General features: G+C 61.0%; 13 protein-coding genes. 6 read left to right on the top strand and 7 right to left on the bottom strand.

Going from position 1 to position 15,369, the window contains the following annotated elements; all coding sequences use genetic code 11:
• Positions 1 to 66: 66 nt before the first annotated feature.
• Positions 67 to 678 (top strand): sugar O-acetyltransferase, encoded by a 612-nt coding sequence (locus tag JDW18_RS11740; protein WP_218239645.1) that lies wholly within the window; start codon positions 67 to 69, stop codon positions 676 to 678.
• A gap of 27 nt (positions 679 to 705) precedes the next feature.
• Here JDW18_RS11740 and JDW18_RS11735 read toward each other — a convergent pair whose 3' ends face one another.
• From JDW18_RS11735 to JDW18_RS11715, 5 genes are all read right to left on the bottom strand, one after another.
• Positions 706 to 2,112 carry a DUF6138 family protein gene (locus JDW18_RS11735; RefSeq protein WP_218239644.1) on the bottom strand — a complete coding sequence of 469 codons (1,407 nt, stop codon included), beginning with the start codon at positions 2,110 to 2,112 and terminating at the stop codon, positions 706 to 708.
• A 109-nt stretch (positions 2,113 to 2,221) separates the two neighbouring features.
• Positions 2,222 to 2,539, bottom strand: a complete 318-nt coding sequence (locus JDW18_RS11730; protein WP_218239643.1) for a hypothetical protein — start codon at positions 2,537 to 2,539, stop codon at positions 2,222 to 2,224.
• Complete coding sequence (locus JDW18_RS11725; protein ID WP_218239642.1) at positions 2,529 to 2,921, bottom strand: hypothetical protein; 393 nt, start codon at positions 2,919 to 2,921, stop codon at positions 2,529 to 2,531. The genes JDW18_RS11730 and JDW18_RS11725 overlap by 11 nt, the downstream gene beginning before the upstream one ends.
• Positions 2,896 to 3,156, bottom strand: a complete 261-nt coding sequence (locus JDW18_RS11720) for a hypothetical protein (protein ID WP_218239641.1) — start codon at positions 3,154 to 3,156, stop codon at positions 2,896 to 2,898. Before JDW18_RS11720 ends, JDW18_RS11725 begins: the two co-directional genes overlap by 26 nt.
• A 14-nt stretch (positions 3,157 to 3,170) precedes the next feature.
• Positions 3,171 to 3,968 (bottom strand): DUF6348 family protein, encoded by a 798-nt coding sequence (locus tag JDW18_RS11715; protein WP_218239640.1) that lies wholly within the window; start codon positions 3,966 to 3,968, stop codon positions 3,171 to 3,173.
• 542 nt (positions 3,969 to 4,510) lie between these two features.
• Here JDW18_RS11715 and JDW18_RS11710 point away from each other — a divergent pair.
• Complete coding sequence (locus JDW18_RS11710) at positions 4,511 to 5,665, top strand: RNA ligase RtcB family protein (protein WP_218239639.1); 1,155 nt, start codon at positions 4,511 to 4,513, stop codon at positions 5,663 to 5,665.
• On the top strand, positions 5,656 to 6,249 hold the full coding sequence (gene prfH, locus JDW18_RS11705; protein ID WP_218239638.1) for a peptide chain release factor H: 594 nt from the start codon (positions 5,656 to 5,658) through the stop codon (positions 6,247 to 6,249). The genes JDW18_RS11710 and prfH overlap by 10 nt, the downstream gene beginning before the upstream one ends.
• A gap of 49 nt (positions 6,250 to 6,298) precedes the next feature.
• Here prfH and JDW18_RS11700 read toward each other — a convergent pair whose 3' ends face one another.
• Positions 6,299 to 6,994 carry a prepilin peptidase gene (locus tag JDW18_RS11700; protein ID WP_218239637.1) on the bottom strand — a complete coding sequence of 232 codons (696 nt, stop codon included), beginning with the start codon at positions 6,992 to 6,994 and terminating at the stop codon, positions 6,299 to 6,301.
• Positions 6,995 to 7,018: 24 nt separating this feature from the next.
• Positions 7,019 to 7,519: a flavodoxin family protein gene (locus JDW18_RS11695; RefSeq protein WP_218243871.1), complete on the bottom strand. Its 501-nt coding sequence runs from the start codon at positions 7,517 to 7,519 to the stop codon at positions 7,019 to 7,021.
• A gap of 418 nt (positions 7,520 to 7,937) precedes the next feature.
• On the opposite strand from JDW18_RS11695, the gene JDW18_RS11690 reads away from it, so the two are divergent.
• The 3 genes from JDW18_RS11690 to smc all read left to right on the top strand — a co-directional run bounded on the left by JDW18_RS11690 (position 7,938) and on the right by smc (position 15,349).
• Entirely contained in the window at positions 7,938 to 11,153 is a 3,216-nt protein-coding gene (locus JDW18_RS11690) for a bifunctional diguanylate cyclase/phosphodiesterase (RefSeq protein WP_218239636.1), read from the top strand.
• A gap of 106 nt (positions 11,154 to 11,259) precedes the next feature.
• Positions 11,260 to 11,589 carry a YnfA family protein gene (locus tag JDW18_RS11685; RefSeq protein WP_218239635.1) on the top strand — a complete coding sequence of 110 codons (330 nt, stop codon included), beginning with the start codon at positions 11,260 to 11,262 and terminating at the stop codon, positions 11,587 to 11,589.
• 232 nt (positions 11,590 to 11,821) lie between these two features.
• Positions 11,822 to 15,349: a chromosome segregation protein SMC gene (gene smc, locus JDW18_RS11680; protein ID WP_218239634.1), complete on the top strand. Its 3,528-nt coding sequence runs from the start codon at positions 11,822 to 11,824 to the stop codon at positions 15,347 to 15,349.
• Positions 15,350 to 15,369: the final 20 nt, after the last annotated feature.

Below are 15,369 nucleotides of genomic sequence, written 5' to 3'. Positions count from 1 at the left end.
TTGAAGCCCAGTGCTGGCAAGCGAGTTGCGCTATGGTTATTGAAAATTCTCAAGGATGCCAGCGCGATGCCTGATCTCGAAACCCAGTTTGCCCATATCCGCAGCGGGCGCATGTACAACGACCTCAGTGCCGAGCTGATAGCAGCGCGCCAAAGCGCCGTGCTGCTGACCAATGAGTACAACCATTCCTTTGCGCAGACCGGTGCCCAGAGGGAGGCGATCTTGAAGCGGCTGCTGGGAAGCGTGGGGAAAAACGTGCATTTCGAGCCCACGTTTCGCTGCGAGTTCGGCCGCAATATCCATATTGGCGACAACTTCTACGCCAACTTTGACTGCGTGATGCTGGACGGCGGCGGCATCTATATCGGCGACCATGTGCTGCTGGCCCCGCGTGTGGGCATCTACACCTCCAACCACGCCATAGACCCGCTGGAGCGCGCTGCGGGTGCCTGCTTTGCCAAGCCGGTTCGGATTGGTCACCGCGTCTGGATTGGTGCGGGCGTGCACATCAACCCCGGCGTGACGATTGGCGAAGGAACCATCATCGGCTCTGGCAGCGTGGTGACTGCCGATATTGCGCCCATGGTGATTGCCGCAGGCGTGCCTTGCAAAGTCCTGCGGGCGATTTCAGAAAAGGACAAGACCGGCTTTGATCCGCTGCGCGAATGCAATGGCTGATGGAACGCTCGGGGCGGTTGATATGAGTCAGGGCAGCTTGCGCGCAGCAATGGGCGCCGCAATAGGTGCAAACAGCTGCTCATACAGCGTGCGCAGCTCTGGCGTGGCTTCGCTGATCAGGCGTTTGCCGCCATCCTTGCTGGCGGCCTCTCCCCACAGCGTGTTGCGCGCTTCCTGAAAGGCAGATTCCGCCGCACTGCGGCTTTCCAGCGCAGCGCGCAGGGCGGCATTGGCCGAGGGGGTATCGCTGATGTGCTGCTGGCGCGCCTTCAGCAAAGCGCCGAGGCTGGCCGCATTGGCCATCAGCGCCGGGTAGGTTTTGCGGTGGCGCAGGTGCTGGATATTGCCCGCGCAGGCCAGCAGGTAAGCGATGGCGGTTTCGGTAAAGCCATGCTGGTCGATATAGGCCTCGACAAATTGGCCGTGCAGGGACTGGTGCTCTCCATCTACGGTGTGCAGATAGTCCAGCACCAGCGGTGCAAACCGCGTGTCTGCCAGCGCCAGCGCAAACACGGCAAAGCTGCCGGGCATGGCGCAGTCTTCGCCTTCCAGGTTCTGGTACCAGTCGAATTCGCTGATGGCGGCACGCGCATAGGCCGCCATTTTTTCGTGCAGGCCGGGGTAGGCCGCGGCGCTGGCAAAGAGCTGGTGCACACCTTTTTTGGGCAGGCCCTTGATGGGCAGAAACGTCTTGGCTGGCCCGCGAAACTCAATCGCATACGAGCGGGGGAAGCTGGTGGTGCTCAGCAGCTCAGTCAGATAGTCCAGCACCTGGCCATAGGCGGCTTCGCTTTCCTCTTTCTGGGTAATGCGAATCACGGCCAGCGCGTCGTTGGCCGTGGCACTGGCACCCTGTCCCTTCCATTGCGCCAGCGCCTTGGGCAGATCGCCCGTGCCGTGCTTTTTGAGCTGCGCTGGCAGGTCAGAGCCCAGCTGCGTCACCCAGTCAAAAATCTCGTTGGCCGTGACGCTGGCATAGCTGGGGCCGTATTTGAGGTAGCTGATGGCGATATCGCAGGCAAAGCGGAACGCTTCCTCTGGCAGCTGGATGGGGCCAACGTCCGGCTTGAGCTTCCATTCCTTGTAGATGAAGTCATCGGCTTCGTCGAAGAAGAAAGGATCGCGCAGGTTTTGCTCCACCCATTGGCGCAGCTGATAGTCGATCTCGTTCCAGCCCAGCAGCAGGCGCATTTTTTCGCAGAAGTCGCGCAACTGCTCGTAATGAAAGTCGGTCAGGCTTTCCTGGCTCAGCCGGTACTCCATCACCGAGCTGCCCAGCAGCTTCTGGCCATCCACCATCACGCCGATGGGGTAGTGCTTGTTGAGCCTAGATGAATTGCCGCTGGCAATCTGGGCCACAGCGCTGTCGAACAAAGCCTGAACCTTGGGGTCCTGGGCGATCTCGTGAAAGACGAAATAGTTTTTCTTGCTCATACGGTGGTGTACAGAAATCTGGAGCGAATGAGTTATCAAATTTGATAGCTGCTAGCGCTTATATATGATGGGTTTGGGGTGGTTATGGCTGTTTTTTCTGCTGTATGCATCAGTCGGCTACACCGAACAGCGGCAACTGCTGGCGCTGGGCAAAAGCCAGCACCGCAATCAGCTTGTGCAGCAGGGCGCGCTCGGCATCCGGCATGGCCTGGGTCAGCAGCGGCAGCAAATCGCCCAGCGCCTGATCGACTTCGGCCAGCGAAAACTGCTGGTCGTCAAACAGGTTGGAGATACGGTGCAGAAAGAACGAGTCAGAGCGCTTGAGCAGCCGGCTGAACTCCGGCAGCTCATCAAGTTCAATGGCGCCGACGATGCTGGGCCGGTCTTTCACCCGAAAGCCGGTGCCCACCATGAGGTCAAAAGCCATGGCTGTCCTCCTGTGCGTGGCGGTAAATCTGGCTCCAGTTCTGCGCGGGCCATTCGGGTTCTGGCTCGCCGGGCTCCCAGGTCTTGAGACAAACCAGCAGCGGCTGGCTGCTTTGCACCACGGCAAAAGCGGTCTCAAAGCCCTGATCCATCATGTGGCCCAGATAGTGCAGTCCGTAGTTCAGATCTCCTTGCATGACGGCACTGCCATCCCCCGTGCTGGCGCCGCCTTCGTAGACCCAGCCAAACATGCCAAAGCCATTGAGTGGGGCGCAGCAGACATCCGCCTGCCCCGCAGTGACCTGAAGCAAGGCGTTCAGGGTGCGCTGGCGCTGGGCGGCTTGCATGGCCGCCAGGTCAGAGTGAGGGGGTTGACTGTTCATAGGCGTGCAGCCATTGCTGCAGTTGCTTCAGTAAATCTGGCAAGGCTGATTCAAAACCATCGGCTTGCAGCTCGGCTGCTTGCTGCAAAGCATCGGCCAGATATTCCAGTTGCCGCCGTGGGTCGTAGGGCAGACCTTCCATGGCCCGGACATTGCCGCGCAGCGCATCGGCCAGTTGTGCGGCATCACAGTCGCCCGCCTGCATCTCGGCCAGCACGGTAAGGATTCGGCTCAACTGGGCGCTGTTCATTAGGGCTGGTTACGGATGATGACGTACTGCTTGCGAAACTCCAGCCCCGCCTGCGGCCAGCTTTGCGCATAGGCCTGCAGATAGGGCAGGGCTGCTGGAAAGTCATGGCCGTTAACACGGCAATCGGCGCTGACTTCGCCTTGCGCATCGCGGGCGGCATACAGGCGCACGCCCAGAAATTCGCGGCTTTTGAGCAGATCGGCGAAGGCTTGCATGCTGTTGGTAAACAGGCAGCAGGGGCAGAAGTCGTGCTCGCTTTCTTCGGCTTCTGTTTCTGTTTCTTCCTCTGCGCTCTCATCCTCGCTGCCTGCATGGATGGGGCAAGCCTTTTTCTCTTCAGGCGGCTGCTGCTGATAGTGCCCGGTTGGGCCCAGCACCACCTGGCGCTGATAGGCCTCGCCCGTGGCTTCATCGGTATATCCCAGGCCCAGCGATGGGCGCTCCAGCTCGGGTTGCACGGCATCGCGCAGCGTGACCAGATCCATGCGCGCCCAGGTGTTGAAGCCCTCATGCAGTGCGGCCAGCTGCGAGGCGCCTGCGCTGTGCTGATACTCAAACAGCACATCTTCGATCAGCGGGTGATAGACCTCTATCACCGTGCTGGTGCGCCAGCTGCCATTGGACTGCGCGGCCATGTCCACCATATGCGGCGCCAGTTGCAGGCCGTCGTCCAGCAGCAGGCGCTCGCTTTGTTCCTGAGTTTCAATGCCCAGCTCGGCCAGGGTATGGGCCAGCAGTTGCTGCAAGGTCAGGCTCTGAGGGGGCTGAGGGTTCTGAGATTGAGGCTGTTCGCTCATGCTGAGGAAGGCGTGAAGTACAGGGTTTTGATGGTAGTGGAGATCGCCCGCCGGGCAGGCTTGCCAGCGCAAGTGAGTTGCAATATTTGGTGTGAATGGCCTCTGGTGATTGTCTGTATTGCGCTGCTAGCTATGAATACCGTAGTAATTCGGGCTGGCTGCACACTGTATGCAACAAGCCACAGATGCAGCTGAAATGCAGGCGAAGCATTTGCTTTGGCAATGGCTCGTCCCTAGAATCGCCAACCTTCAAGCCTGCAGCCGTTTTCACTGCGCTGCAGCGCCACCATCCCTATTCACGCAAAGGAGAAAGCCATGTCCCATCTGACAACGCCCTTTGCAGCCGTGAACGCCTGAGCCTTTAGCGCCTTTTTTCACGCTGCAGCTAGATACCTTGCCCCAAGCAGGCAGGCTGTTTGCTGCGCGTTGCTTTGATTCAGACGCTTTGAATCAGACGTTTTGCGACTGCTGCATGTCTTCATGCACCTCGCGGCTGCGCCGTGCGCAGCCGTTCAAGACACGTTTGATTCAAAGGCCAATCAATGGGCAATTCTTTGATGGACACCTATGTTCAGGTGTTCGCCAACCGCAGCGTCTGGATGGAAAGCGCTGCCATCGAGCAACTCCACACCACCGCCCGCAATTTGCAGGGCATTCGTGCAGCCGTCGGGCTGCCTGATCTGCACCCGGGGCGCGGCTATCCGGTGGGGGCTGCATTTTTTTCAACAGAACGCTTTTATCCGGCACTGGTCGGCGGCGATATTGGCTGTGGCATGGCGCTGCACGCCACCAGCCTGAAGGCGCACAAGACATCGCCCAGCAAGCTGGAAAAAGCGCTGGGCGTGATTGACGGGCCGCTGCCCGGGGTCTTGCTGGACGAGGTCGATAGGGCCGGTTTGCAGGCGCTGGCGCAGCGCAGCGGCGTGGCCACGGCCGATGCCTTGCTGCAAAGCCTGGGCACGATTGGCGGGGGCAATCACTTTGCCGAGCTGCAGGCTGTGGACACACTCTATGAAGAGAGTGCGCTGGATAAAAAGTGCGTTTATCTGATGGTGCATAGCGGCTCGCGCGGGCTGGGCGGTGCCATCTTGCGTGAGCATGTAGAGCGTTTCAACCACGGAGGTCTGGCCGCAGCCAGCCCCGAGGCTGACGCCTACTGGCAGCAGCACGAGGCGGCGATTGCCTATGCCCAGCTCAACCGCCGCATGATTGCGCAGCGCATGGCCAAGGCCTTGCGGGTGGAGCTGCGTCAGGTGCTGGATATCAGCCACAACCATGTGCAGCGCCATGACTGGCGCGGGCAGCAGGGCTTTTTGCACCGCAAGGGCGCAACGCCTGCCGATGAGGGGTTGGTGGTCATTCCCGGCTCGCGTGGTGACTACAGCTATCTGGTGCGCCCAGCCGCAGACCGCGACGAGGCTCTGCATTCGCTGGCCCACGGTGCGGGCCGTAAATGGGCGCGTTCGGACTGCATGGGCAGGCTCAGGCCCAGGTTTTCGCTGACCGATCTGCAGCAGACGCGTTTTGACAGCACGGTGGTCTGCGCCGACCGCGAGCTGATCTACGAGGAAGCCCCGCAGGCCTACAAAGATGTGGATGGCGTGGTTGCCAGCTTGCAGGAAGCCGGTCTTTTGACGCTGGTGGCACGGCTGAAGCCGTTGCTGACGTACAAGAAAGGAGCCATGCAATGCTGCTGATTCAGATTACGGCTGCGCATGGCCCTGCCGAGTGCGAACATGCTGCGCGCCTGACTTTGCGAGAGCTGCTGCGCTGCGCCGAACGTGAGGGCACGGTCATGCAAATTCTGGAAGAGCTGCCCACTGCAGCCGGTTGCAAATCCGCGCTGCTGCGCGTGGATGCGGAATCCATGCCGCTGTGGCTGGCTGAATGGCTGGGCACCATTCAATGGGTGTTTGCCAGCCCGTTCAGGCCGTATCACCCGCGCAAGAACTGGTTTGTGGCCGTGCAGCGCTGCGAGGCTCCTGAGGCGCTGCCGCACGAAGGTGAAATCATCTTTCAGGCCTGCCGCGCCTCTGGCAAAGGCGGCCAGCATGTCAACACCACGGATTCGGCAGTGCATGCCGTGCATGTGGGCAGTGGCATTGCGGTGAAAGTGATGACCGAGCGCAGCCAGCACGCTAACAAGCGCCTGGCGCGTGAGCTGATTGCGCTGAAGCTGGCGCAGCGGCAGCAAGAAGGGCTGCAGCAATCGGCCCGCCAGCGCAGCCAGCAGCACTGGCAGGTGGAGCGCGGCAAGCCTGTGAAGCTGATGCGTGGCTGATAGAAGAAATCCCGCAAGGCCTGCGCCCTGCGGGATTTTTTTGGCTGGCTTATGCCAGCAAGGGGGTGAACACCGCGGTCAATGCGCCTGCCAGATGGGCGGGGCCGGTGCTGACAAAGCAGCGGGCTTTATTGCGTGCCAGCCATACCGCTGTTGCCCAGACCACAAAACCGGCGACGAAGCCCGCAAAAAACAGCGGCATGCCCGCTGCACCAAGCCAGGCACCCGCCATGGCCATGGCTTTGAAGTCACCTCGGCCCAGGAACTCGCTGCGCGCCAGCTTCTGCATCAGCAGCGCCAGCAGAAAAGGGGCCAGATAGCCAATGGCAGCGCCATAGATATGCGCTGGAGCTGATCCTGCATAGGCGTGGTAGAGCAAACCAGCCCACAGCATGGGCTGCACGACGATATCGGGCAGCAGCAGAACTTTGATATTGATAGCAACCAGTAGCAGCATGCCCAGAAAATAAAGGCTGAGCGCTACCCCTTCGGGGTTCAGGCCCTTGATGGCAAGCGCTGCATAGCTCAGCAGCGCAGCTGCGGCGATCAGCAGAGCGGCCTGCGGGCGGCTCAAGGGGCTGGCCTCAGGCTGCAACCCGCTCAGCTCCATATCGGTGTATTCGTTGATTTCACGAACCCATTGCTGGGTCAGGCGCTGGGGAATGCGAAACACCAGCGGCGCCAGCAGCAGGGCAAGCAGGCCGCACAGAAGAGCGCCCAGCAGGGCGGTGGTTGAAAAAGTCATCAAGGGGTCTGCAAGCGGGTGAAGTCAGAAGATTCCCATGAGCAGACCTGCCGCCATGGACTGGCCCAGTTCGCGGCAGCGCTGAAGCTCGGCTTCGGGAATGTGTTTGGGCGCGAGTATGGCTTCGGGCGTCTGGGCATGGGTGCAGACAATCAGCGGCTCGGCCACAGGCTTGAGCCGCCAGCCCGTGCAGATGCGCTCCATCTGCCGGGCTGCATTGTGCCCATCACTGCCCGCGCAGATCAGGCTGGCATAGGGGCGGCCCTGAATACGGTCCAGCGCGCCGTAGTAGCTGCGGTCAAAAAAATCCTTCATGACGCCGCTGATGGCTGCCAGGTTTTCCGGCGTGGCAAACAGATAGCCCTGCGCGCCCAGCAGGTGTGATGCACTGGCCTGCGAGGCGTGCAGCAGTTGCACATTGACCCCTGATTCCATTTGCGCACCTTCGGCGGCGGCCTGCGCCATCTGCAGGCTGCCGCCGGTGAGTGTGTGATAGACGATGAGCAGGTGGTGGGAGCAGGTCATGGTGCGGGGGATGGTGTTGGGCCCAATCACGCTAGGCGTTCCAGGGTCTTTTCAGGCTTGCTGATTGTTGCTTAAAACAAACACTCCATGAATTATTTTGTGCGTTCTGGTAGCAGTTTGTAGTCGTTTCCAATGTTGACAAAAATTGACATTCATCAAGGAAATTGGGGGCGAAATGCTCTTGATTTTGCAGCACTTTCCGCACGAATGTTCTGTGCTGGGAGGTGATTTCATTGAGGGTCCAGAGTGAGTCATCGAGAGCCCCGAGGGTAAACACGAGCACGTAAATGTCTTGGATATGTAAGCAGCTTCCTACACACTAGTCATCAGTGTTCTGTATTGGCTCACCGGGTGCTGGCTTGCTGGCGGTGATGGCAGAACAGGTGGTTTTCCCATTCAGCTTCCCTCTGGTTTTTGCATGTCGCGTTCTGTTCTTCGTTCATCGTTGAAGACACGCCGTTTCGGGCTCGCTTTCACGGCGCTGGCTCTGGGTGTGGGCTGCGGAGCACTGGGCGGCTGGCTGGTACACAGCAATATGCAGAACCGGGCGGGGCAAAGGCTGGACAGCAGTGCCGAGCAAACCGTGCAGATGCTGCAGCAGCGGCTGCAGGCATACCGGGAAGTGCTGGAGCAGGTGGCGCTGTCCTTGCAAGGCGAAGCGGACGAAAGCCAGCAACTGTTTGCCGAGCAGGCGCACCATGCGCTGTCACAAGTGCGATTGCACGGATTGCAGGCCTTGAGCTTGACGCGGGTCACAGAACCCAATCCGCAGGCCGAAGCTGGAGAGCCGCCTTTCAACTTTGAGGTGTCTGCCGTCTGGCCGTACAAGGGCAATGAAATGCTGAGCGGCAGCAACGCGCGCCAGCCATCGGTCGCCTGGCAGTCTTTGCAGTCGGCGTGGAAGAGTCAGACCATCAGCGTCTCTGGCGCTTATCACCTCTATCAGGTAGCGGACAGCCCGCTGGGCGTCTTGCTGCGCCTGCCGGTATTTGCCCCTCAGGACAGAAACAGCAACGCGGCACCGCAGTTGCTGGGCATTGTGAATGCCAGTTTGATCTTGCCGGATTTCGCCCGCAATCTGCTGCCCGCCAGCGTCTATCCGCATGTGGCCATGCGCTTGATGGACCTGGGCCCGGCCACCGGTGCGCAGACGGCAAAGGCGCTGACGGAGAGCACTCTTTATACCGGCCCCTTATGGGCGCAGAGCGCCAATCAGAAAAGCTTTGCGCAAACGGCGGCGCTGGAGCGCACCATGCGTGCGTATGACCGGGTCTGGCTGCTGCAGTTCAAGCCTGTTCCTGATGCGGTGACCTGGCTGGAAAAAGCATTGCCGTGGGCAATTTTTGCCCTGGGCACCTTGGCGGGGCTGGCTTTTGCGCTGGGCTTTTCCGGCTGGTGGCAGACCCGTGCAGGCTGGCTGCAGCGCATTCACTCCTCCAAGCAGGCACGCCAGCAAAGCGATGCCCGCTTTCACGCCATGTGCGAGCAGGCGGCGCTGGGCGTGGTTGAGCTGGAACTGTCCAGCCACAGCATTCTCAAGGCCAACCCCCATTACTGCCGCCTGACCGGATATGCAGAGTCAGAGCTGCTGGCGCGCAATGTGCTTGAGCTGGTGGTGCCCGAAGACCGTGCCTCATGCGCCACGCTGATGGATGTGAACCATCTGCAGCAGTTTTCGCATGCGGGTGGGGAGTTTTGCCTGCGCGCCCGCACCGGCGAGCTGCTGTGGGTCGAGCTGACTGCATTTCTCAAGGATTCAAGTGGCGAGCAGCGTGTGCTGCTGCTGGTGCAGGACATCAGTGGCCGAAAGCGCTTTGAGCAGATGGAGCGCGAGGGCCATCAGCAGTTGCGCAATCTGATGCAGAGACTGCCTGTGGGTCTGGTCATGGAAGACCTGGATGGGCGCTTTGTCTACTGGAACGAAGAATTTTTGCGGCTGGCAGGGCAGGCGGCCTTGCCGGAAACCAGCTCAGCGCAATGGTGGCAGCGGATGTACCCCGACGCAGCAGAACACGAGCGCGTGGTGCAACGCTGGCAAAGCGCCCAGGAAAAAGCCCGCGCCGCACTGAAGGCGGAGAAAAGCCTGCTGTCGTCTCTGGAAACCGAAGCCTGGAATGTGCAGGTTGGCTCGCCTGGCGCCTACACCATTGATTCGCAGGAAATGCAGCTGCTGGGTGTGGATGGTCAGCGCCGCTCGGTTCTGGTCTCGGGCGTGGTGCAGGACGATGGCTGCCTCTTGGTCCTGCAGGACCAGAGCCTGCGCAAGGCAGCGGAGCAGGAAGCCAAACGTCTGGCTTTCTACGATGCGCTGACCGATCTGCCCAACCGCCGCCTGATGGCCGACCGTTTGCAGCAGGCGCTGGAGACCAGCATGCTGCGCCAGCATTTCGGTGGCGTGGTGCTGCTGGATATTGATAATTTCAAGGCCTTCAACGAGGCCTATGGGCTGGAACAGGGCGATCAGCTGCTGGTGGTCATGAGCCAGCGCATCAAGGCCTTGCTGCCCGCTGGCGCCAGCATGGCGCGCCAGGGGGGCGATGATTTTGTGGTGCTGCTGGAAGACCTGGGTACCGACCCGGTGGCTGCCGCAGCCCGGCTGGAGCATGAAGCCAAGCACTGGATGCATGAGCTGCGCGAGTCCATGGAAATTGCCGGTATTCCGCGCAAGATCACCGTCAGCATGGGCCTGAGCCTGTTTGGCGGCCTGCCACTGACGGTGGAAGAAGTGCTGCGCCGCGCAGAAATGGCCATGTACCAGGCCAAGAGCCAGGGGCGCAATACGCGCTGCTTCTTCGATCCGCAGCTGCAGTCCGCCCTTAAGGAACGTCGTGCGCTGGAGCACGATATGCGTGCCGGGCTGGATGCTGGTCAGTTTGAGCTGTTCTATCAGCCCCAGGTGGAAATAGGCCGCATTACCGGGGCCGAAGCCCTGCTGCGCTGGAAGCACCCGGAACGCGGTTATGTACCCCCTGCGCAGTTCATCCCGCTGGCCGAGGAAACCGGCTTCATCCTGCCGCTGGGCGAATGGGTGCTGCAGGCCGCTTGCCACCAACTGGCCTGCTGGGCCCAGCACCCGCGCTTTGGCCAGCTGGTGCTGTCGGTCAACGTCAGCCCCAGCCAGTTTTTGCAGCCGGGGTTTGTGGATCAGGTGCTCAAGGCCCTGGCCGAGCATGGCGCGGATGCGCGCAAGCTCAAGCTGGAGCTGACAGAAGGCATGCTGGTGACCGATGTGGACAGCACCATTGCCAAGATGGCGCGGCTCAAGTCTTACGGCATTGGCTTTTCGCTCGATGACTTTGGCACTGGTTATTCCTCGCTGGCCTATCTCAAGCGCCTGCCGCTCGATCAGCTCAAGATCGACCGCAGCTTTGTGCGCGATGTGCTGACCGACCCCAACGATGCGGCCATTGCGCGCACCATCGTGGCCCTGGCCAAGAGTCTGAGTCTGGAAGTCATTGCCGAGGGCGTGGAAACGCTGGCGCAGTGCCGCTTTCTGGAAGGCATACGCTGCTATGCATGGCAGGGCTATCTGATGAGTCCCGCCGTTCCCCCGCTGGATTTCGAGCGTCTGGTGACCGAGGGGAATGTGCCAGGCTCCAGCGCCCCGGCGCTCAGCCCGGCGTCCATGCGCTGACGGCATTGGCGGCTAAAGAGGGCTCACAGTCTGCTGGGGACTGGAGTGCAGCGAGAATATCCGGCCTGGCGTGGCTTGGGCCGGCCTTTTCCTCTGAAGATTTGCTGTGACTGAAATCAAGACCCTGTCGCTGTTTGCGATCACCGCCGTGGCCGAAATTCTGGGCTGCTATCTGCCCTGGCTCTGGCTCAAGCAGGGCGCCAGTGTCTGGCTGCTGCTGCCCGCAGCACTCAGTCTGGTGGCTTTTGTGTGGCTGCTCACGCTGCACCCCTCGGCCTCGGGCCGTATTTATGCAGCCTATGGCGGGGTCTATATCAGCGTGGCTTTGATCTGGCTGTGGCTGGTTGATGGTGTGCGCCCCAGCGGCTGGGACATGGCAGGCGTGGCCGTATGCCTGCTGGGCGTGGGGCTGATCGCCTTTCAGCCGCGTAGCTGAATGGGCTGAAAAAACGGCTCAAAGCCCTTGATAGTCAAGCGCTGGCCGCTATGGTTTGCGCAGATGCAGCAAAGTTGGCGTGATGGCTGACAGGGCGCGTTATGATTCTGGCCTGTCATCGGTTGCGAGCAAGGCTTGAGTTTTCTCAAGCTTTGCGCCTGCGCGACCGGTTTTTGCCGTTTCTGGCTTTGAACTCTCAACCTGTTGCCGCCCCTGGACTGACTCTGACACCGTGCGCCTGAATTCCATCAAGCTCTCCGGCTTCAAATCCTTTGCAGAACCCACCAACTTCATCCTGCCCGGGCAGATGGTGGGTGTGGTCGGCCCCAACGGCTGCGGCAAGTCCAACATCATGGACGCGGTGCGCTGGGTGCTGGGCGAGAGCAAGGCCAGCGAGTTGCGCGGCGAGTCCATGCAGGACGTCATCTTCAACGGCACCACCCACCGCAAACCGTCCAGCCGCGCCAGCGTGGAGCTGACGTTTGACAACAGCGACCACCGTGCCGGTGGCCAGTGGGGCCAGTTTGGCGAGATTGCCGTCAAGCGCGTGCTCACGCGCGAAGGCAACAGCAGCTATTTCATCAATAACCAGCCCGTGCGTCGCCGTGACGTGCAGGACGTGTTTCTGGGCACCGGCCTTGGCCCGCGTGCCTACGCCATCATTGGTCAGGGCACGATCAGCCGCATCATTGAGTCGCGCCCGGAAGAGCTGCGACTGTTTCTGGAAGAAGCGGCTGGGGTATCCAAATACAAGGAGCGCAGGCGTGAGACGGAAAACCGCCTTTCGGCCACGACCGAAAACCTCACCCGTGTGGAAGATATTCTTCGCGAACTCAACGCCAACCTTGACAAGCTTGAGAAGCAAGCCGAAGTTGCAGCCAAGTACAACGGCTTAAACAGCCAGGTCACGCTCAAGCAGCACCAGCTGTGGTTCATGAAGCGTGCCGAAGCCGAAGCCGAGCAGGACCGCGTGCGGGTTGAGGGCCTGAAGGTCGTCAATGAGCTTGAAGAGCGCATGGCCGATATCCGCAACAACGAAAGCGGACTGGAAACCCTGCGCCAGGCGCACTACGACGCCAGCGACCATGTCAATCAGGCGCAAAGCAAGCTGTACGAAGCCACGGCGGAAGTGGGCAAGCTGGAAGCCGAAATTCGCTATGTGGTCGAAGGCCGCCAGCGTGTGCAGCAGCGCCTGCAGCAGCTGGCCGAACAGCTTTTGCTGTGGAGCAGCCGCAGCGAAGAAGCGCAGGGCGAAATCGAGAACATCGAAGGCGCGGGCATGGACGCCGAGGAGCAGGCCGAGATGTTGGCCGCTCAGCTCGAAGAGCAAAGCGCCCGCCTGCCTGATCTGGAAGACGCGCTGCACAAGGCGCAGAAGGCGGATGCAGACCAGCGCAACTCTGTGGTGCAGGTGCAGCAACAGATTCAAGTGCTGGCCGCCGAGCAGCGCAGTCTGGACGAGCAGCGCCGCCAGTTTGAAACCCGCTTTGAGCGCTTGCGTGCCGATCGCAATGCGCTGGAAACGCCTGACGAAGCCCGGCTGAACAATCTGCAAACCCAGTTGGCCGAAGCGCAGGAGCTGGCCGAGATGGCCGATGCCGTGCTCAACGAGCTGCAGGACAGTGTGCCGCAGCTCGATGAAGACCGCCGCACGCGCCAGCAGACGGTGAATGCTGAAAACAGCCGCCACGCTGATCTGTCGGCTCGCCTCGAAGCGCTCAAGGCCTTGCAGGAAAAGGTCAAGACCGATGGCAAGCTCCAGCCCTGGCTGGCCAAGCATGGTCTGGACGGGCTGCAAGGGCTGTGGAGCCGCATCGCCATTGAAGGCGGCTGGGAAAATGCACTAGAAGCCGCGCTGCGTGAGCGACTGGGGGCGCTGGAAGTGGGCCGCCTTGATATGGTGCGCGGCTTTCTGGGCAGTGGCGGGCAGGATGCTCCGCCTGCGCGCCTGGCGTTCTTCAGCCCGCCACAAGCGGCAGGTGCAGCGCTTGGCAGCCGTTTTGCGGCCCTGTCAGATCTGCTCAAGGTCAATGACGCAGGTCTGCGCGCCGTGCTGGTCGATTGGCTCTCGGGCTGCTACACGGCACCCACGCTGGATGAAGCCCTGGCCAAGCGGGCTGACTTGCAGGCAGGTGAAACCATTTACGTGCCTACGGGCCACGCCGTCACCGCGCACAGCGTGACGTTTTATGCGCAGGATTCCGAGCAGTCGGGCCTGCTGGCGCGGGCCCAGGAAATTGAACACCTTGAAAAAGAGGTGCGTGCCCAGTCGCTGATTGCCGATGAATCGCGCTCGGCGCTGGTGCGTGCCGAAAGTGCTTATGCCGATGCGTCCCAGCGTCTGGTGTCTGCGCGCCGGGAAGCGACGGAATCACAGGGCCGTGCGCATGAACTGCAGGTTGAAACCCTGAGACTGTCGCAACTGGCCGAGCAGGCCCGTGCCCGCAATGCGCAGATTTCGGCAGATCTGTCCGAAGTCGAAGCACAACTGGGCGATATCGAAGAGCGCAAAGTCTCTGCCGAGGCCCGCTTTGAAGAGCTGGACATGCAACTGGCCGATAGCCAGGAGCGCCACGCCCAACTGGGCGACCGTGTGCTGGAGTCCGAGCGCCGCCTGAACGAGTCACGCGAGCAACTGCGTGCGCTGGAGCGCCAGGCGCAGGAAGCCACTTTCTCGCAGCGCACCCTGCATGCGCGCCGCGCCGAGCTGTCGCGCACCATTGAAACTGCCAGCCAGCAGGCCAAGTCGCTGGCCGAAGAGCAGCAGCGCGCTCAGGATGAGCTGGCCCGTCTGTCAGACGCCGCTGCGCAGGGCGGTCTGCAGGATGCGCTGGACTTGAAGATGCAGCGCGAAAAAGATGTGGCCGAGCGCCGCAGCGAATACGAAGACCTGACCAACAAGCTGCGTGCCAGCGATGAGCGCCGTCAGAGTCTGGAAAAGGCGCTGGATCCGCTGCGTCAGCGCATCACCGAATTTCAGCTCAAGGAACAGGCCGCGCGCCTGGGCCTGGAACAGTACAGCAATTTGCTGACCGAAGCCGAGGCCGATCTGGCCGCCGTGGCCCAGTCGATTGCCGAGGGCAATGTGCGCATGCACGGCCTGCAGGGCGAAATCGACCGTCTGCACCGCGAAATTCAGGCGCTGGGTGCGGTGAATCTGGCCGCGCTTGACGAGCTGACGCTGGCGCGCGAGCGCAAGACCTTCCTCGATGCGCAGATGGATGACCTGACCAAGGCCATGAACACGCTGGAAGAGGCCATCCGCAAGATTGACGCCGAAACGCGTGACCTGCTGACCGGCACCTTCGACATCGTCAACCGCCACTTTGGCCGCATGTTCCCCGAGCTGTTTGGCGGCGGGCAGGCCAAGCTGGTGATTACCGGCGACGAAATTCTGGATGCGGGCGTGCAGGTGATTGCCCAGCCGCCCGGCAAGAAGAACCAGACCATTCACCTGCTGTCGGGTGGCGAAAAAGCACTGACCGCGATTGCGCTGGTGTTTGCCATCTTCCAGCTCAATCCCGCGCCGTTCTGTCTGCTCGATGAGGTGGACGCACCGCTGGATGATGCCAATACCGAACGCTATGCCAAGCTGGTCTACAGCATGAGCAAGGGAACCCAGTTTCTGTTCATCAGTCACAACAAGATCGCCATGGAAATGGCCGAGCAACTGATTGGTGTGACCATGCAGGAGCAGGGCGTTTCACGAATTGTTGCGGTGGACATGGAGTCCGCGCTGTCCATGGCTGAGCTATCCTGAGCCATGTCGTCCAAATATTC

The organism is Comamonas fluminis (assembly GCF_019186805.1).
Taxonomy (GTDB): Bacteria; Pseudomonadota; Gammaproteobacteria; order Burkholderiales; family Burkholderiaceae_C; genus Comamonas; species Comamonas fluminis.
The sequence above is the reverse complement of the archived record's forward strand: the minus strand, read 5'-3'. Positions and strand labels throughout refer to the sequence as shown.

Excerpts from the sequence above, each read along its gene's own strand:
- JDW18_RS11740 (WP_218239645.1), top strand. The coding sequence starts at position 67 with ATGCCTGATCTCGAAACCCAGTTTGCCCATATCCGCAGCGGGCGCATG.
- JDW18_RS11735 (WP_218239644.1), bottom strand. The coding sequence starts at position 2,112 with ATGAGCAAGAAAAACTATTTCGTCTTTCACGAGATCGCCCAGGACCCC.
- JDW18_RS11730 (WP_218239643.1), bottom strand. The coding sequence starts at position 2,539 with ATGGCTTTTGACCTCATGGTGGGCACCGGCTTTCGGGTGAAAGACCGG.
- JDW18_RS11725 (WP_218239642.1), bottom strand. The coding sequence starts at position 2,921 with ATGAACAGTCAACCCCCTCACTCTGACCTGGCGGCCATGCAAGCCGCC.
- JDW18_RS11715 (WP_218239640.1), bottom strand. The coding sequence starts at position 3,968 with ATGAGCGAACAGCCTCAATCTCAGAACCCTCAGCCCCCTCAGAGCCTG.
- JDW18_RS11710 (WP_218239639.1), top strand. The coding sequence starts at position 4,511 with ATGGGCAATTCTTTGATGGACACCTATGTTCAGGTGTTCGCCAACCGC.
- prfH (WP_218239638.1), top strand. The coding sequence starts at position 5,656 with ATGCTGCTGATTCAGATTACGGCTGCGCATGGCCCTGCCGAGTGCGAA.
- JDW18_RS11700 (WP_218239637.1), bottom strand. The coding sequence starts at position 6,994 with ATGACTTTTTCAACCACCGCCCTGCTGGGCGCTCTTCTGTGCGGCCTG.
- JDW18_RS11695 (WP_218243871.1), bottom strand. The coding sequence starts at position 7,519 with ATGACCTGCTCCCACCACCTGCTCATCGTCTATCACACACTCACCGGC.
- JDW18_RS11690 (WP_218239636.1), top strand. The coding sequence starts at position 7,938 with ATGTCGCGTTCTGTTCTTCGTTCATCGTTGAAGACACGCCGTTTCGGG.